This window comes from Bordetella petrii, from assembly GCF_000067205.1.
Classification (GTDB): Bacteria; Pseudomonadota; Gammaproteobacteria; order Burkholderiales; family Burkholderiaceae_B; genus Bordetella_A; species Bordetella_A petrii.
In genome coordinates, this window is sequence record NC_010170.1 from 2623162 (window position 1) to 2639687 (window position 16526).

A 16526-nucleotide genomic window follows, 5' to 3' on the forward strand; every position below is an offset into this window, starting at 1 on the left:
GGTTTGGTTCCAGCGCCATGCGGCGGCGGGTATCATGAGCCCATCAGGCGCCGTACCGGCGCCCCGCCCTGTCTGCCGTTTCGCTATGCAATCATTTTTCGATTCGATTCCTGTTCGCGCCGATGGTTCGGCGCATTGCGCGGCGCTGCCCGATTACGCCGTGGTGGCGGCATCCGGCGCCGACGCGTTGACATTCCTGCACGGCCAACTGACACAAGACGTCGCCGGCCTGCCCGCCGACGCCGCGCGGCTTAGCGGCTACTGCACCGCCAAGGGCCGCCTGCTGGCCACGCTGGTGCTCTGGCGCGCACAAACCATGCCCGAGGCGTCCGACGCCGCCGAGGCCGCGCGGGTGTACGCCCTGACGCGGCGCGACCTGGCCGACGCGCTGGTCAAGCGCCTGTCGATGTTCGTCCTGCGCGCCAAGGTAAAGCTGGCGGTGGCGCCGTTGCAGGCGGCCGGCGTCTGGTGCTCGCCGGAAGGCCTGGCCTCGCTGCAAAGCGCCGCTGGCGGCGCCCTTCCCACGGCGGCCTGGCAGCGCGCCGAACTGGCCACGGGCACCTGGATTGCCGCGCCTTCGGCCAGAGGGGCCCTGCGCTGGTGGTGGATCGCCTCCGAGGCCCAACTGCAGCAAGCCGGCGCCCTGGCCGCGCAACTGGCCCGCGGCACCCCCGACCAATGGCGTGGCGACGACCTGGCCGCCGGCCTGCCTTGGGTTGCGGCGGCCACGCAAGACCTGTTTATTCCGCAAACGCTCAACCTGGATCTGCTCGACGGCGTGAGCTTCACCAAAGGCTGTTATCCGGGCCAGGAGGTGGTGGCCCGCAGCCATTACCGCGGCACCGTGAAGCGCCGCGCCGCCTACGGGCGGCTGGACGGCCAGGCTGATCCGCCGCCGCCCGGCACCGACATTTACGATGCCGCCCAGCCGCAAGAGCCCTGTGGCCGGGTCATCGAGGCATCGCGCGACGGCGTGCTGTTCGAAATTGCATTGGCCGCGCTGGCGGCAGGCGAATTGCGCGTAGGCGCGCCCGACGGCCCGCATATTGCGGTTGCGCCGTTGCCCTACGCGCTGGCCGAAGGCGCCTGAACGACGCGCACGGCCCGTGCGCGGCTACACCGCCACGCCGAACAGCGCACCCACGCCGGCGGTTAGCAACATGGCCAGGCCGCCCAGCACCATGACGCGCAGCGCCGCCGGCACTGCCGGCGCGCCGCCGGTGCGCGCCGCCACGGCGCCCAGCACGGCCAGCCACAGCACGGACGTGGCGGTAACCACTGACACCATGTTGGCCACCGGGGTGACGGCCGCGGTGATCAACGGCAGGGCCGCGCCCGAGGCGAACGATACCGCCGAGGCCAGGGCCGCCTGCACCGGCTGGGCCCGGTTGTGCACCGAGATGCCCAGTTCGTCGCGAGCGTGCGCGTCCAACGCGTCGTGACGGGTCAGCTGAACGGCCACCTGCTGCGCCAGCTCGGGCGCCACGCCGCGGTCCACGTAGATGTCGGTGAGCTCTTGCAGTTCCTGGGCCGAATTACCTGTTAGCGAACGCTGCTCCAGCCGCAGGTCGGCGGCTTCGGTATCGGCCTGCGACCGTACCGACACGTACTCGCCGGCCGCCATCGACAGCGAGCCGGCCACCAGCCCGGCCAACCCGGACGTCAGTACGGTTTCGTGGGCGGCGCTGGCCGCCGCCACGCCGGCGATCAGGCTGGCGGTGGACACGATGCCGTCGTTGGCGCCCAGCACGGCGGCGCGCAGCCATCCGGCGCGAAAAATACGATGGTGCTCTCTAGCGGGCATGTTTCAAGAAAGGTCGAAGGAAACTCAGCGCGGCGCCACGCGCACGGCGGTCATCAGGCCCACCAGGCACAGCGTGGACTGCTGGCCGCGCCAGGCCTGGACCTCGACCTGGCACACCGTAAGGCGGCGGCCCGGCTTGAGGACACGGCCGGTGGCCAGGAAACGCTCGCCGTCGGCAGGCGCCAGGAAATTCATTTTGAATTCAGAGGTCAGCACGTCTTCGCCCGCTTCGAATAGCGAAAACGCCGCATAGCCGCCGGCGCTGTCGGCGATGGCGGTGGAAATGCCCGCATGCAGGTACCCGTTCTGCTGGCACAAGTCGGCCCGGAAAGGGAGTTCGATGTCGACCTGCCCGGGCTGCACCCGCGCCAGCCTGGCGCCGAAAGCGGCCATGACCGTCTGGCGCGCGAAGCTGTCGTGCACGCGCTGCAGCGCGGCCTGCGCCGCGCGCGGGTCGGGGGCGACGCTCATGTGTTGTGGGTATAGAGGTTGACAATGCTGGAAAAATCGAGCTTGCCGCTCCCCCCCGTGCTGTGCAGCGAATACAGGTTGCGCGCCAGTTCGCCCAGCGGAATGGACGAGCGCGACGACAGCGCCGATTCGGCGGCCAGGCCCAGGTCTTTGAGCATGAGGTCGACGCCGAAGCCGCCCGCGTAGCCCTTGGAGGCCGGCGCGTGTTCCATGACGCCGGGCCAGGGGTTGTAGAGTTCGGTGGCCCAATTGCGGCCGGAGCTCTTGGCGATGATGTCCGACAGCACCTTGGGGTCGAGGCCGTTGGCCACGCCCAGCGCCAGCGCTTCGGAAGTGCCGGCCATCAGGATGCCCAGCAGCATGTTGTTGCAGATCTTGGCAACCTGCCCGGCGCCTGCCGTGCCCGCGTGGAAGATGTTCTTGCCCATGTTCTGCAGCACCGGCATGGCCCGCTGCAGCGCATCGGGCTCGCCGCCCACGATGAAGGTCAGCGTGCCGGCGGCGGCACCGCCCGTGCCGCCCGAAACCGGCGCGTCGATCATGGCCAGGCCGCGCGCCTGCGCGGCGGCGGCGACCTTGCGCGCCGAATCGGGGGCGATGGTGCTGCATTCGATCACCAGGGCGCTCGGGTCGATGCTGGACAACAGGTCGTTGTCGAGATAGAGCGCTTCGACGTGCTTGCTGGCCGGCAGCATGGATATGACGACTTCGGCGCCGCGCACCGCTTCGGCGGCCGAGCCGGCCGCGCGCGCGCCGGCGTCGGACAGGCCCTGGACGGCGGCGGGCACCAGGTCGAACACGGTAAGTGAGTGACCGGCCTTGATCAGGTTGTGCGCCATGGGTGCGCCCATGTTGCCCAGGCCGATGAATGCGATGCTGCTCATGTGTAGTCTCCGGGTGTTGTCGTGGGAATGGTGGTTGGCGTCCCGCCGGGCCGGGCAACCGGGCCATGCCCGGCGGCGGGCCCGCGGGCGCGATGGATCAGTTTTCCGCGGGGCCCAGGTCGGCCAGCGGATGTGCCTGGCCGGCGGGCCACGGCGCCTCGAAGTAGCGCTGCACCCAGGCTTCGTCAGCCTGTTCGAGGGTGGCCGGATTCCATCTGGGTTGCTTGTCTTTGTCGATGAGCAGCGCGCGTATGCCTTCGGCGAAGTCGCCCTGCACCGTGCACGCCAGCGCGGCCACGTATTCGGTACGGAAGACGTCGGCCAGCGAGCGCAGCCGCGTGTGCTGCTGCAAGGTGAACGCCAGCCGGGCGGAACCGGGCGAGCCCGCCAGCATGGTGGCGGCCGCGCGCGCCAGCCAGGGGTCGGCGTGGTCTTTCAGGTCGGCGATGGCGCGGTAGATTTCGGGCAGGTTGTTGCCGCTGCACAGGCTGTTGACCTGGAAGGCATGCTGGCGCAGCGGCCCGGGCTGCAGCGGAGTGGCCGGCTCGTGGGCCAGCAGCGCGCGGCGCAGCAGGCCATCGTTGATGGCGCGCGGCGGCGAGGAACCGTCGCCCGGGCCGCCCGCCTGCCCCGCCCAGGGTGTTTCGAGCAGGGCTTCGACCAGGCGTGGCCAGTCGGCGGATTCGAGGCGGAAATCGGCAATGCCGGCGTAGAAGGCATCGGAGGCGTTCAGTTGCGCGCCGGTAAGCGCCAGGAACAGCCCGGTGCGCCCCGGCATGCGGTTCAGCAGCCAGCTGCCGCCCACGTCGGGGAACAGGCCGATCGAGATTTCGGGCATGGCGATGCGCGTGGTTTCGCTGACCACGCGGTGGCTGGCGCCCATCATCAGGCCCACGCCGCCACCCATGACGATGCCGCTGCCCCAGCACAGCACCGGTTTGGGATAGGTATGGATGCGGTAGTCCAGCCGGTATTCGCGTTCGAAGAAATCGCGCGCGTGCTGATTGGCCCAGGCGCCCTGCCCCCGGTGCTGCTGCATGCTGCGGTACAGGCCGTGCAGGTCGCCCCCCGCGCTGAAGGCCTTGCCGCCGGCGCCCTGCAGCACCACCGCGGCCAGCCCCGCGTCATGCGCCCAGGCATCGAGCTGGGCGGCCAGCAGGTCGACCATTTCGAGCGATAGCCCATTGAGCGTTTGCGGCGCATTCAGCGTGGCAAAACCCAGCCGCATGCCGTTGGCGGCGGTTTTTTCTTCGAACAGCACCGGGGCGTTCATCGGATGTCGGCTCCTTTTTCGAGCAGTTGGCGGGCCACGATCACGCGCATGATCTCGTTGGTGCCCTCGAGTATCTGGTGAACACGAGTATCGCGCACCAGGCGCTCGAGTGGGTAGTCGCGCAAGTACCCATAGCCGCCGTGTATCTGCTGGGCGTCAAGGCAGACCTGGAAACCCATGTCGGTGGCAAAGCGCTTGGCCATGGCGCAGTAGGTGCCGGCGTCGGGCGAGCCGGCATCGAGCTTGCAGGCCGCCAGCCGCACCATCTGGCGCGCCGCCACCAGGTGCGTGGCCATGTCGGCCAGCTTGAATTGCAGCGCCTGGAACTCGGCCAGCCGGCGTCCGAACTGGCGCCGTTCGTCCATGTAGCGCCGCGCGGCGTCCAGCGCGCCCTGGCCGGCGCCCACGGAACATGTGCCTATGTTGATGCGGCCGCCATCGAGTCCTTTCATGGCGATCTTGAAGCCCTCGCCTTCGCTGCCCAGCATGTTGGCCGCCGGCACGCGCACATTCTCGAAGGTGATGGGGCGGGTGGACTGGCTGTTCCAGCCCATTTTTTCTTCTTTGCGGCCGTAGCTGATGCCCGCGCTGTCGGCCGGCACCGCGAAGGCGCTGACGCCGCCCGGGCCTTCGCCGCCGGTGCGCGCCATCACGACCAGCAGGTCGGTGTCGCCGCCGCCGGAAATGAACGCCTTGGCGCCGTTGAGCACATAGTGGTCGCCGTCGCGCTGCGCGCGGGTGGACAGCGAGCCCGCGTCGGAGCCGGCGCCCGGCTCGGTCAGGCAGTACGACGCAAGCTTCTGGCCGCTGGCCAGCAGCGGCCCCCAGGCTTCGCGCAGGGCCGGCTGGCCCCACTGCCCGACCATCCAGGTGGCCATGTTGTGGATGGTGAGAAAAGCGGTGGTGGACGGGTCGACGGCGGCCATTTCCTCAAACACCAGGGTGGCGTCCAGCCTGGGCAGGCCCAGGCCGCCGATGTCTTCGGCCGCATAGATGGCGCAAAAGCCCAATTCGCCCGCCCGCGCGAAGGCCTCGCGCGGGAAGATGCCTTCGGCATCCCAGTGCGCCGCATGGGGCGCCAGTTCACCCTGGGCGAAATCGCGCGCCGCCTGGGCAAAGGCGCGCTGCTCGTCGGTCAGTTCCAGATCCACGGCTTTGTCTCCTGTTGGGTCGGTCTTGATGGCGCCGCGGCCGCCTCGTGAGCCGCCGCGCCTGCCAAGCGCCGATTTTGCATGACGTTAACGTAAACGTAAATCTATCGGTGCCATCTTACGCCGGATTCGCGCAGGGATTTTGTCTTGCCGGTGACAATGCGCCCACCGGCCGGCCGCCCTACAGCAGCCCGGGCGGGCGCTCGCGCCCCTGCCGGGCGGCCTTGGCCCGCCGGTGCTCGGCGCGGCGGCGGCGCGACTCTTTCGGGTCGAAGTCGAGCGGCCGGTAGATTTCGACCCGGTCGCCATCGGCCAGGGGCGTATCCGCCCGGCAAAGCTTGCCGAACACCCCTACCCCCAGCTGCCAGGCGTCTTTGCCCGGAAACCGCGCCGCGAAGCCGCTGGCTTGCACGGCATCGCCCACAGTGGCATGCGCTGGCAGCTCCAGCGAGCATTGCCACGCCGATGCCGCGGATTCGGCATGGCACACGCACACGCGCAACGGGGCGTCATTCGCCATAGACCGCCTGCGCCCGCTTGGTGAAAGAATCGATGAAACTGGTGGCGATGCGGTTGAACACCGGCCCCACCACCATTTCGAGCGCCCGGTTGGAAAAGGCGTATTCCAGGGTGAACAGCACCTTGCAGGCGTCTTCGGCCAGCGCCTGGAACTGCCAGTGACCCACCAGCATCGAAAACGGCCCATCGACCAGTTCCAGGTCGATGCGCTCGGGGTAATCGTGGGTATTGCGGGTGGTAAAGCGCTGTTTCATGCCGGCGAAACTGATCAGTATCGAGGCCTGCATGCCGTGCTCGGTGCGCGACTGCACCTCGGTGCCGCCGCACCAGGGCATGAATTCAGGGTACTTTTCCACGTCGGCCACCAGGTCGAACATCTGCGCGGCGCTGTAGGGAACCAGGACGGATCGCTGTACTTTGTGCATCGGCTATCGCAAATCGCTAGAATGACCAGATTTTACCGGTAGCGCCGCTACCGGCGGATTTTCCCGCCGCATACCGCCTCATGAGCATCATTGACAATCGCAAGGCCACGCACGACTATTTCATCGAAGACCGCTTTGAAGCCGGCCTGGTCCTGCAGGGCTGGGAGGTCAAGGCGATTCGCGAGAACCGCGTGCAACTGAAGGAAAGCTACGTCATCGTGCGCGATGGCGAGCTGTTCCTGCTGGGTATGCACGTGAGCCCGCTGCCCACGGCATCCACCCACGTGCATCCCGACGCCATGCGCACCCGCAAGCTGCTGCTCAAGGCCGAGGAAATCAGCAAGCTGATCGGCAAGGTCGAGCAGCGCGGCTACACGCTGGTGCCCCTGAATCTGCACTACAAAAACGGGCGCATCAAGCTCGATTTTGCCCTGGGGCGCGGCAAGAAGCTGTACGACAAGCGCGATACGGCCCGCGAAAAAGACTGGCAGCGCGAAAAAGAGCGCATCATGAAGCACGACACGCGCAACAAGTAAGTTTGCCTCCGAAGCGCGTCACGCTTCGGGGCCTGTTTCAAGAAGCCTTGCCGGTCTTCACGATGGCCATGGCCGACGCGATCAGGCCACCCACATCCGACAGGTTCGACGGCAGGATCAGCGTGTTGCCTTCCTTGGCCACGTTGCCGAAGGCGTCTACATAGCGCTCGGCCACTTTCAGGTTGACGGCTTCCATGCCGCCGGGCTGGCGCACCGCCTCGCCCACCTGCGTGATGGCCTTGGCCGTGGCCTCGGCGATGGCCAGCACGGCCGCCGCCTCGCCCTGCGCCTGGTTGATCTGGGCTTGTTTCTCGCCCTCGGAACGGGCAATCGCGGCCTCGCGCTCGCCGGTGGCGATGTTGATCTGTTCCTGGCGGCGCCCTTCGGAGGCGGCGATCAGGGCCCGCTTTTCGCGTTCCGCCGTGATCTGCGCCTGCATGGCCCGCAAGATTTCATTGGGCGGCGTCAGGTCTTTGATCTCGTAGCGCAGCACTTTCACGCCCCAGTTCAGCGCGGCTTCGTCCAGCGAGCTGACGATCGTGCTGTTGATGAACTCGCGTTCTTCGAAGGTGCGGTCGAGCTCGAGCTTGCCGATGACCGAGCGCAGCGTGGTCTGCGAGAGCTGGGTGATGGCCGAGATGTAGTTCGACGACCCGTAGGACGCGCGCATGGCATCGGTGACCTGGAAATACAGCACGCCGTCGACCTGCAGCTGAGTGTTGTCGCGCGTGATGCAGACCTGGCTGGGCACGTCCAGCGGGATTTCTTTTAGCGAGTGCTTGTACGCCACCCGCTCGATAAAGGGAATGACAAAGCCCGCGCCCGGCGACAGCACGCGGTCGAACTTGCCCAGCCGCTCGACCACCCAGGCATGCTGCTGGGGCACGATGGCGATGGCCTTGATAATGATCAGCAGCGCCAGGACGACCAGTACGATCAGGACGATGGTGGAAGTATCGAGCATCATGAGGATTCCTGCGTGGGTAATGGAAGCGTGCCGGCTCAGGCGCGCTCGGCGGTTTCGCGGGGGACCAGCACCAGGCGCGTGCCCCGCAACTCGGCGATGACGTGCGGGCCCGGCTGGCGCGGCTGCCCGGCGGCCAGCTCGGCCTGCCAGTGCGCGCCCCGGTACCAGACCCGCGTCAGGCCGGTCTCGGACCAGGACTCGACCTCGACCGTCTGGCCGATGTCCATGTTGACGTCGGCATTGCGGCCGGCGTCGATTTCACGTTTTTTCAGGACTCCGGTGCGACGCAGCACCAGCAGCCCGGCCAGCGCCACCACCGCGCAGGCCACCAGTTGCCATTCGAGGCCGGCCGCCAGCCACGCGGCAATGCCCCCGGCGGCCAGGCCCAACGCCACCAGCAGCAGATAGAACGTGCCGCTGGCGACTTCGCCGATGAGCGCGGCTGCCGCCAACCCGAACCAGATCCACATCGTCTTATGCCTTGTTCAAGCCGAGTACCGCGTCGATTGTACGGATTTCCGCCCTGCCCGGGTGCGAAATCGCCGCATGGCGACTATCATGATGCGCATGAACGCATGCGATACCTCCGCGTTGCCGGTCCTGATCCTGCACACCGGCGATCCCGACGACACCCTGCGCGGCCGCCACGGCGATTACGCGCAGATGCTGCGCCACGCGGCGGGCCTGGCCCCGCAGGCCGCGCACATCGTGCGTGCCCATGCGGGCGAACTGCCGCGGGCGCCGGCAGACTACCGCGCCGTGCTCATCACCGGCTCGCCCGCCATGGTCACCGACCGCGAGCCCTGGAGCGAACAGGCCGCCGGCTGGTTGAAGCAGGCCGCTGCCGCCGGCCTGCCCATGTTCGGCGTATGCTACGGGCACCAGCTGCTGGTCCATGCATTGGGCGGCGAGGTGGGCTACAACCCGCGCGGGCGCGAGCTGGGCACGCAAGCCATCGAATGCCTGCCGGCCGCCGCCGGCGACCCGCTAATGGCCGGCTTGCCGGTGAATTTTCCGGCGCAGCTGCTGCACGCCCAGACCGTTACGCGCCTGCCCGCCGGCGCCGTGACCCTGGCGCGTTCCACGCTCGATGACCACCAGTTGCTAAGGCTCGCGCCGGGCATTTATTCAAGCCAGTTCCACCCCGAATTCGGCCCGGAATTCATGCGCGATCACCTGCTCGCCTACCAGGCCGACTACGCGCGGGAAGGCCTGGACGCGGGCGCATTGGCCGACGCCCTCAAACCCACGCCCACCGCGGCCAGCCTGCTGCGGCGCTTCCTCAACCTGCGGCAACCCGCCGCCACGGCGCAGCGGTAGGCTGGATGGCGCCAGGCGCCTGGCTTACAGGCGCGCCACTGCTGTTCAACGGCACGGGGCCTGACACCCTGCTGCGGGAATCAGGCCCGTGAATAAATAGCGGGTATTACCCATAAAAAAACCCCTGCTTCGCTTGAAACAGGGGTTTTTGCCATGCCCGCCGGACGCGCCGGCCAGGCATGGATCATTTGGCCAGGCGCTGCCAGGTGTCGACCACGGTATCCGGGTTCAGCGACATGGACAGGATGCCTTCGTCTTTCAGCCACTGAGCGAAGTCGGGGTGGTCGCTGGGGCCTTGGCCGCAGATGCCCACGTACTTGTTGGCCGCCAGGCATGCCTTGATGGCACGGCGCAGCATGAACTTCACCGCGTCGTCGCGTTCGTCGAAATCGGCCGCCAGCAGTTCCATGCCCGAATCGCGGTCCAGGCCCAGGGTGAGCTGGGTCATGTCGTTCGAGCCGATGGAGAAGCCGTCGAAATACTGCAGGAATTCGTCGGCCAGCAGCGCGTTGGACGGCACTTCGCACATCATGATGAGCTTCAGGCCGTTTTCGCCGCGCGCCAGGCCGTGCGCGGCCAGTAGATCGACCACGCGGCGCGCCTGCCCCACGGTGCGCACGAACGGCACCATGATCTCGACGTTGGTCAGGCCCATTTCGTCGCGCACTTTCTTCAGGGCTTCGCACTCCATGCGGAAGCACTCGGCGAAGTCGGCCGCGATGTAGCGCGACGCGCCCCGGAAGCCCAGCATGGGGTTTTCTTCTTCGGGCTCATAGCGCGAGCCACCCACCAGCTTGCGGTATTCGTTCGACTTGAAGTCGGACATGCGCACGATGACCGACTTGGGCCAGAATGCCGCCGCGATGGTGGCAATGCCTTCGGCCAGCTTCTCGACGAAGAAGGCGCGCGGGCTGGCATAGCCGCGCGCGGCCGATTCGACCGCCTTTTTCAGCTCGCCATCGACATTGGGGTAGTCGAGCACTGCCTTGGGGTGGATGCCGATATTGTTGTTGATGATGAATTCCAGGCGCGCCAGGCCCACCCCCGAGTTGGGAATCTGGGCGAAATCGAACGCCAGTTGCGGATTGCCGACGTTCATCATGATCTTGACGTCGATGGGCGGCATTTCGCCGCGCCGCACTTCCTCGACCTCGGTTTCGATCAGGCCATCGTAGATACGGCCTTCATCGCCCTCGGCGCACGACACCGTGACCGACTGCCCTTCTTTCAGCACGTCGGTGGCTTCGCCGCAGCCCACTACCGCCGGGATGCCCAGCTCGCGCGCGATGATGGCCGCGTGGCAGGTGCGGCCGCCGCGGTTGGTGACAATGGCCGAGGCGCGCTTCATGACCGGCTCCCAGTTGGGGTCGGTCATGTCGGTGACCAGCACGTCGCCGGGCTGGACCTTGTCCATTTCGGAAATATCAGCCACCACCCGCACCGGGCCGGAGCCGATCTTCTGGCCGATGGCGCGGCCGGTTATCAGTACCTGGCCGGTGGCCTTCAAGCGATAGCGCTGCTGCACGTCGTTGCCGCTTTGCTGCGACTTCACGGTTTCGGGGCGGGCCTGCAGGATGTAGATCTTGCCGTCGATGCCGTCGCGGCCCCATTCGATATCCATGGGGCGGCCGTAGTGTTTTTCGATAATGACTGCGTAGCGCGCCAGTTCGGTGACTTCGTCGTCGCTGAGCGAATAGCGGTTGCGCTCGGACACCGGCACGTCAACGGTGCGCACGGCGCGGCCTTCGGGGCGCTCGGGGTCGAATTCCATCTTGATCAGCTTCGAGCCGATGCGGCGGCTGACGATGGGATAATGGCCTTGTTCAAGTGTGGGCTTGAACACGTAGAACTCGTCGGGGTTCACCGCGCCCTGCACCACGGTTTCGCCCAGGCCGTACGACGAGGTAATGAACACCACGTCCTGGAACCCGGACTCGGTATCGATGGTGAACATCACGCCCGCGCTGCCCTTGTCGGAACGCACCATGCGCTGCACGCCCGCCGACAACGCCACTTCGGCATGCGCGTAGCCCTTGTGCACGCGATACGAGATAGCGCGGTCGTTGTACAACGAAGCGAACACGTGGCGGATCTTGTCGAGCACGTCATCGATGCCCACCACGTTCAGGAAGGTTTCCTGCTGGCCGGCAAACGATGCGTCGGGCAGGTCTTCGGCGGTGGCCGACGAGCGCACGGCGAACGAACCCTTGCCGTCGGCATCGAGCGCGGCAAAGGCGGAGCGGATCTGCTGTTCGAATTCGGGCGAAAACGGGGCCTCGACGATCCATTGGCGGATCTCGGCGCCGGCCGTGGCCAGTTCGCGGACGTCTTCGGGGTTGAGCGTGCTGAGGCGGGTGGAGATGCGCTGATCCAGGCCCGACGCCTTGAGGAAATCGCGGAAAGCCTCGGCGGTCGTGGCGAAGCCGCCCGGTACGCGGACGCCCGCGCCGGACAGCTGACTGATCATTTCACCTAGCGATGCGTTTTTGCCTCCTACCGAGTCCACATCCGTCATGCGGAGCTGCTCGAACGAAACGACATACGACATTGAAGTCACCTTTTACAATGGAGAGAAAGCGAGTTTGGTCAATGCATCCGGATGCGCTGACCAAACTGGCCTTGGACCGCTCTTGGGGTGACTTATATCGGGGTCAGATTGTACCCGGTCGGGCACCATGGCTTTCCCCTTTGGTTGGAATATTTTACATATGGCTTCGCCCCCTATCGAACGGACTGTCTACATCGTTTCGGACAGTACCGGCATTACCGCCGAGACCTTCAGCCACTCGGTGCTTTCGCAATTCGAGGAAGTGCATTTCCGGCCGGTACGCCTGCCTTTTATCGACACCGTCGAAAAGGCCCGGGAAGTCGCCGCCCGCATCAACCGCAACGCCCTCGAAACCGGCGTGCCGCCCATTGTGTTCAGCACGCTGGTCAACCCGGCCAGCATGGAATGCGTGCGCAACGCCAACGGCATCTTCCTGGACCTGTTCGGCACCTTCGTCGGGCATATCGAGCAGGCCCTGGGGCTGAAATCCAGCCACTCGATCGGCCGCTCGCATATGGCGGCGAATTCCGAGCAGTACCGCAACCGCATCGACGCCATCAACTTCAGCCTGGCGCACGATGACGGCCAGTTCATCACCCAGCTCGATCAGGCCGACGTCATCCTGGTGGGGGTGTCCCGTTGCGGCAAGACGCCCACCAGCCTGTACCTGGCCATGCAGTACGCCATCAAGGCGGCCAATTTCCCATTGACCCCCGACGATTTCGAGCGCGGCACCCTGCCCTCGACGGTGGCGCCGCACCGGGGCAAGCTGTTCGGTTTGTCGATCCAGCCCGAGCGCCTGGCCGAAGTGCGCAACGAGCGCCGCCCCAACAGCAAGTACGCCAAGCTGGAGCAATGCCGCTACGAGGTGGCCGAGGCCGAGCGCATGATGCGCCGGGAAGGTATTTCGTGGCTGTCGACCACCACCAAATCGATCGAGGAAATCGCCACGACCGTCATGCAGGAAGTGGGGCTGGACCGCTCGAATTGAGGCAGGAGGCTGGGTGAGCCAGGAAGCGAGGTAAGCCAGGTAACGCAGGTAAGACAGGTAACGCAGGTAAGACAGGTAACGCAGGTAAGCCAGGTGTCTGACTCCCGAAGGGTGTCAGACACCGATGCCCGGCAGTGCATGCCCCACGGTGTCTGACACCCTTCGGGAGTCAGACACCTGCCAGACACCTGGCAAATACCTGGCAAATACCTGGCAAATACCTGGCAAATACCTGGCAAATACCTGCCAGACACCAGTCAGATACCCGCCAGCCGCCACCGGCCGGATCTACGCCTGCTGCATCTGCCGGCGCTGCTCGAACAGGCACAGGGCGGCGGCTACGGCCACGTTCAGCGATTCGACCGCTGGCGCGTGGTCGATGCGTACGCGCAGCGCGGCCGCCTGCTGCAGCGCGGGCGCCACGCCCTGCCCTTCATGGCCGAATACCCAGGCGCAGGCCGGCGGCAGCCGGGTGGCGTACAGGTCTTGCGCGCCTTCCAGGGTGGTGGCCGCCAGCGGTATTTCAAGCCGCTGGGCACAGGCCTGCAGGTCGGCGTGTTCGTGCAGCGCCAGCGCAAAATGCGCGCCCTGCCCGCCGCGCAGTACCTTGGGCGACCACGCCGCCGCGCAGCCGGGCGACAGCAGCACCCGCCCGATACCGGCCGCCGCGCACACGCGCAGGATGGTGCCGACATTGCCGGGGTCTTGCACCCGGTCCAGCCACACCATGGGCTCGTCCAGTCGCGCCGGCAATGCGGGCGTGGGTGGGTCCACCACGAACAGCACGCCTTGCCCGGTTTCCACGGTTTCCAGGTGGCGCAGCAGGCGGGATTCCAGCAGCAGCGCCTGCCGCGGCGGCACCGCCGCGAGCAACGCGGCCAGCTCGGGTTGTTGCACCCGTCCGGCGTCGAACACGGCCCACGCCGGCGGGCCGGCCTCGGCGAGCCAGGCCTGGCACAGGTGCACGCCTTCCAGGATGGCGGGCTCGCCGCGCCGGCCGGCATGCTGCGCCAGGCGCTGCAATTGCTTGAACTGGGGGTTGTCGCGCGAGGCGATCTGCTTCATGGCACGACGGCCAGCCGCTCTCGCACGGGCGCGAAACTACGCCGATGCTCGGGGCAAGGGCCATGTTCGCGCAACCGTTGCATGTGCAGCGCGGTGCCGTAACCCTTGTGCTGGTCGAAGCCGTACTGCGGGTACAAGGCATGCAGCCGCTGCAGGTCGGCGTCGCGAGCGGTCTTGGCCAGGATGGACGCGGCCGAGATGGCCGGCACCAGCGCGTCGCCCTTGATGACCGTCTGCACGGTGCAGCGCAGCGTAGGCGCCTGGTTGCCGTCGACCATGGCCACCTGCGGGGCCTGGCCCAGCCCGTCGACGGCGCGCTGCATCGCCAGCAGCGTGGCGCGCAGAATATTCAGGGTATCGATCTCGAGCACCGTGGCGCTGGCCACGCACCAGGCCAGCGCCCGCTCCTGGATGTGCGCGGCAAGTTCTTCGCGGCGCTCGGCGGTCAGTACTTTGGAGTCGGCCAGCCCGTCGACAGGCCGGCCCGGGTCGAGGATGACGGCGGCGGCATAGACCCCGCCCGCCAGCGGCCCGCGCCCGGCCTCGTCCACGCCGGCCATCAAGATGCCGGCGAAGTCGGGAACCTCGGCGAACAGGCTAGGCTGCTCCATGGGCCACCTCGAGAATGGCGCGCGCGGCCAGCGTGGCCGTGTCGCGGGTCAGGTCGCGGTGCATGGCGGCAAAGCGGGCCTCGACGCGGGCCGCCTGGGCGTCGTCGGTCAGGGCCGCCCAGGTGGCCTCGGCCAGTTTATCGGGCGTGGCGTCGTCCTGCAGCAGCTCGGGCACCGCGAAATCGCGCAGCAGCACATTGGGCAGCCCGACCCAAGGCAGGTACGGACGCTGCTGGCCCGATTTCCAGGCCATGATGCGCCGCATCCAGGGCGACAGATAGTACGAGATCACCATGGGCCGCTTGAACAGCGCCGCCTCCAGCGTGGCGGTGCCGCTGGCGACCAGCACGGCGTTGCTGGCTTCCAGCGCGCTCCAGGCCACCGGCAAGCCGCCGCTGGCGGCGTCTTCGGCGGTCAGGCAGCGCAGGCCGGGCACCGGGTACTGCGCCAGGATGGCTTCGAATTCGGCGCGCCGTTGCGCATTGACCATCGGCACCACGCACACCAGGCCGGGATCGCGGCGCTGCAGCTGCTGTGCCGCCTGCAGGAAACGGGGCGCCAGAATGCGGATTTCCGACGAGCGGCTGCCCGGCAGGATGGCCAGCACCCGCGCATCGGCGTCCAGCCCCAGCCGCTGGCGCGCCGCGGCGCGGTCGGGCTGCATGGGGATGGCATCGGCCAGCGGGTGCCCGACATAGGTGACCGGTATGCCCTCTTTGCGGTACAGCTCTTCTTCGAACGGGAACAGCACCAGCATGTGCGAGACGGCCTCGCGGATCTTGTGGATGCGCTCGTAGCGCCAGGCCCAGATCGATGGCCCCACGAAATGGACCGTGGGCGTGCCGGCCTGGCGCAGCGCCAGTTCGAGCTTCAGGTTGAAATCAGGCGCATCCACGCCCACGAACACCGATGGCGGGCTGGCCAGCCAGCGCCGCTTCACGTCGCCGTAGGTGCGCAGCAGGCTGGGCAGGCGCTTGAGCGCGTCGACATAGCCGAACACCGTCAGCGCATGCATGGGATGCCAGGCATCGAAGCCGGCGGCCTGCATGGCGGGCCCGCCGATGCCCTGGCACTGCACGGTTTCGTCGCGCCGCAGGCCGGCGATTACCCGGCTGGCAAGCAGGTCGCCCGAAGGCTCTCCCGCCACCATGCCTATGGACAGGCTCATGACCGGATGATGCCCCGGCTGGAGGCATCGAGGAAGTCCAGCAGCACCTGCAGCGCGTCTTTGGCGTCGGGGTGCGATTGCTGGCGGGCGCGCAGCTCGGCGCGCGCTTCGTCGAGCGACAGGCCGCGCCGGTAGACGATCTTGTAGGCTTCGCGCAGGCTGGCGATGACCGGGGCGCTGAAGCCGCGCCGGCGCAGGCCTTCGACGTTGATGCCCACCGGCCGGCACGGGTTGCCCGCGCCCAGCACGTACGGCGGCATGTCCTGCATCAGCGAACTGTTGCCGCCCGTCATGCTGTGAGCGCCGATCTTGCTGAACTGGTGCACGCCGGTCAGGCCGCCGATGATGGCCCAGTCGCCCACATGCACGTGGCCGCCCAGCTGCACCGAGTTGGCGATGATCGTGTTGCTGCCAATATGGCAATCGTGCGCAATGTGCACGTAAGCCATGATCCAGTTGTCATCGCCCAGCGTGGTGGCGCCGCCATCTTGCACGGTGCCGGTATTGAAGGTGGTGAATTCGCGCACCGTGTTGCGGTCGCCGATCACCAGGCGCGTGGGCTCGCCGGCATATTTCTTGTCTTGCGGCATGCCGCCGATCGAGCAGAACCGGTAGAAACGGTTGTCGCGGCCGATGGTGGTGATGCCGTCCAGCACGCAATGCGGGCCGATTTCCGTTCCGGCGTCGATGGTCACGCCGGGGCCCACGACACAATAGGGTCCGATGCGCACGCTACCGTCGACCTGAGCGGCCGGGTCGACCAGGGCGGTGGGATGGATGTTTCCTGACATAT

General features: G+C 67.1%; 18 protein-coding genes. 4 read left to right on the forward strand and 14 right to left on the reverse strand.

Annotated features, from left to right (window positions below):
• The first annotated feature begins 85 nt into the window (after positions 1–85).
• A complete protein-coding gene (ygfZ, locus tag BPET_RS12665) occupies positions 86–1090 on the forward strand; it encodes a CAF17-like 4Fe-4S cluster assembly/insertion protein YgfZ (protein WP_041862880.1) in 1005 nt (334 codons plus the stop codon).
• Between the two features lie 24 nt (positions 1091–1114).
• Here the strand turns inward: ygfZ and BPET_RS12670 are convergent, their stop codons facing one another.
• From BPET_RS12670 to BPET_RS12700, 7 genes are all read right to left on the reverse strand, one after another.
• Positions 1115–1804: a VIT1/CCC1 transporter family protein gene (locus tag BPET_RS12670; RefSeq protein WP_012249416.1), complete on the reverse strand. Its 690-nt coding sequence runs from the start codon at positions 1802–1804 to the stop codon at positions 1115–1117.
• Between the two features lie 24 nt (positions 1805–1828).
• Positions 1829–2275, reverse strand: a complete 447-nt coding sequence (locus BPET_RS12675; protein ID WP_012249417.1) for a PaaI family thioesterase — start codon at positions 2273–2275, stop codon at positions 1829–1831.
• A complete protein-coding gene (mmsB, locus tag BPET_RS12680; RefSeq protein WP_331386537.1) occupies positions 2272–3369 on the reverse strand; it encodes a 3-hydroxyisobutyrate dehydrogenase in 1098 nt (365 codons plus the stop codon). The genes BPET_RS12675 and mmsB overlap by 4 nt, the downstream gene beginning before the upstream one ends.
• Complete coding sequence (locus BPET_RS12685; RefSeq protein ID WP_012249419.1) at positions 3257–4432, reverse strand: enoyl-CoA hydratase/isomerase family protein; 1176 nt, start codon at positions 4430–4432, stop codon at positions 3257–3259. Before BPET_RS12685 ends, mmsB begins: the two co-directional genes overlap by 113 nt.
• The gene (locus BPET_RS12690; protein WP_012249420.1) at positions 4429–5583 is read right to left on the reverse strand and encodes an acyl-CoA dehydrogenase family protein; all 1155 of its coding nucleotides are present in this window, start codon (positions 5581–5583) and stop codon (positions 4429–4431) included. The genes BPET_RS12685 and BPET_RS12690 overlap by 4 nt, the downstream gene beginning before the upstream one ends.
• A 181-nt stretch (positions 5584–5764) precedes the next feature.
• Positions 5765–6103 carry an RnfH family protein gene (locus tag BPET_RS12695; RefSeq protein WP_012249421.1) on the reverse strand — a complete coding sequence of 113 codons (339 nt, stop codon included), beginning with the start codon at positions 6101–6103 and terminating at the stop codon, positions 5765–5767.
• Positions 6093–6527, reverse strand: coding sequence for a type II toxin-antitoxin system RatA family toxin (locus BPET_RS12700; RefSeq protein WP_012249422.1), 435 nt, complete (start codon positions 6525–6527; stop codon positions 6093–6095). The genes BPET_RS12695 and BPET_RS12700 overlap by 11 nt, the downstream gene beginning before the upstream one ends.
• An 80-nt stretch (positions 6528–6607) precedes the next feature.
• On the opposite strand from BPET_RS12700, the gene smpB reads away from it, so the two are divergent.
• A complete protein-coding gene (gene smpB / locus BPET_RS12705) occupies positions 6608–7063 on the forward strand; it encodes an SsrA-binding protein SmpB (RefSeq protein ID WP_012249423.1) in 456 nt (151 codons plus the stop codon).
• A 37-nt stretch (positions 7064–7100) separates the two neighbouring features.
• Here smpB and BPET_RS12710 read toward each other — a convergent pair whose 3' ends face one another.
• Together BPET_RS12710 and BPET_RS12715 are read right to left on the reverse strand one after the other, a co-directional pair.
• Positions 7101–8027: an SPFH domain-containing protein gene (locus tag BPET_RS12710; protein WP_041863920.1), complete on the reverse strand. Its 927-nt coding sequence runs from the start codon at positions 8025–8027 to the stop codon at positions 7101–7103.
• A 38-nt stretch (positions 8028–8065) separates the two neighbouring features.
• Positions 8066–8500, reverse strand: coding sequence for an NfeD family protein (locus BPET_RS12715; protein WP_012249425.1), 435 nt, complete (start codon positions 8498–8500; stop codon positions 8066–8068).
• A gap of 97 nt (positions 8501–8597) precedes the next feature.
• On the opposite strand from BPET_RS12715, the gene BPET_RS12720 reads away from it, so the two are divergent.
• The gene (locus BPET_RS12720; protein WP_041863922.1) at positions 8598–9350 is read left to right on the forward strand and encodes a glutamine amidotransferase; all 753 of its coding nucleotides are present in this window, start codon (positions 8598–8600) and stop codon (positions 9348–9350) included.
• A gap of 184 nt (positions 9351–9534) precedes the next feature.
• Here the strand turns inward: BPET_RS12720 and ppsA are convergent, their stop codons facing one another.
• The gene (gene ppsA / locus BPET_RS12725; protein WP_012249427.1) at positions 9535–11898 is read right to left on the reverse strand and encodes a phosphoenolpyruvate synthase; all 2364 of its coding nucleotides are present in this window, start codon (positions 11896–11898) and stop codon (positions 9535–9537) included.
• A 160-nt stretch (positions 11899–12058) separates the two neighbouring features.
• Between ppsA and ppsR the strand changes: the two genes are divergently transcribed.
• A complete protein-coding gene (gene ppsR / locus BPET_RS12730; RefSeq protein ID WP_041862881.1) occupies positions 12059–12889 on the forward strand; it encodes a posphoenolpyruvate synthetase regulatory kinase/phosphorylase PpsR in 831 nt (276 codons plus the stop codon).
• A gap of 288 nt (positions 12890–13177) precedes the next feature.
• Here the strand turns inward: ppsR and BPET_RS12735 are convergent, their stop codons facing one another.
• The 4 genes from BPET_RS12735 to lpxA are packed head-to-tail and all read right to left on the reverse strand — an operon-like array spanning position 13178 to position 16524.
• The gene (locus tag BPET_RS12735; RefSeq protein WP_012249429.1) at positions 13178–13954 is read right to left on the reverse strand and encodes a TrmH family RNA methyltransferase; all 777 of its coding nucleotides are present in this window, start codon (positions 13952–13954) and stop codon (positions 13178–13180) included.
• On the reverse strand, positions 13951–14565 hold the full coding sequence (rnhB, locus tag BPET_RS12740) for a ribonuclease HII (RefSeq protein ID WP_041862882.1): 615 nt from the start codon (positions 14563–14565) through the stop codon (positions 13951–13953). The genes BPET_RS12735 and rnhB overlap by 4 nt, the downstream gene beginning before the upstream one ends.
• On the reverse strand, positions 14552–15733 hold the full coding sequence (lpxB, locus tag BPET_RS12745; RefSeq protein WP_012249431.1) for a lipid-A-disaccharide synthase: 1182 nt from the start codon (positions 15731–15733) through the stop codon (positions 14552–14554). The genes rnhB and lpxB overlap by 14 nt, the downstream gene beginning before the upstream one ends.
• Positions 15730–16524, reverse strand: a complete 795-nt coding sequence (gene lpxA / locus BPET_RS12750) for an acyl-ACP--UDP-N-acetylglucosamine O-acyltransferase (RefSeq protein ID WP_012249432.1) — start codon at positions 16522–16524, stop codon at positions 15730–15732. The genes lpxB and lpxA overlap by 4 nt, the downstream gene beginning before the upstream one ends.
• Between the last annotated feature and the right edge of the window lie 2 nt (positions 16525–16526).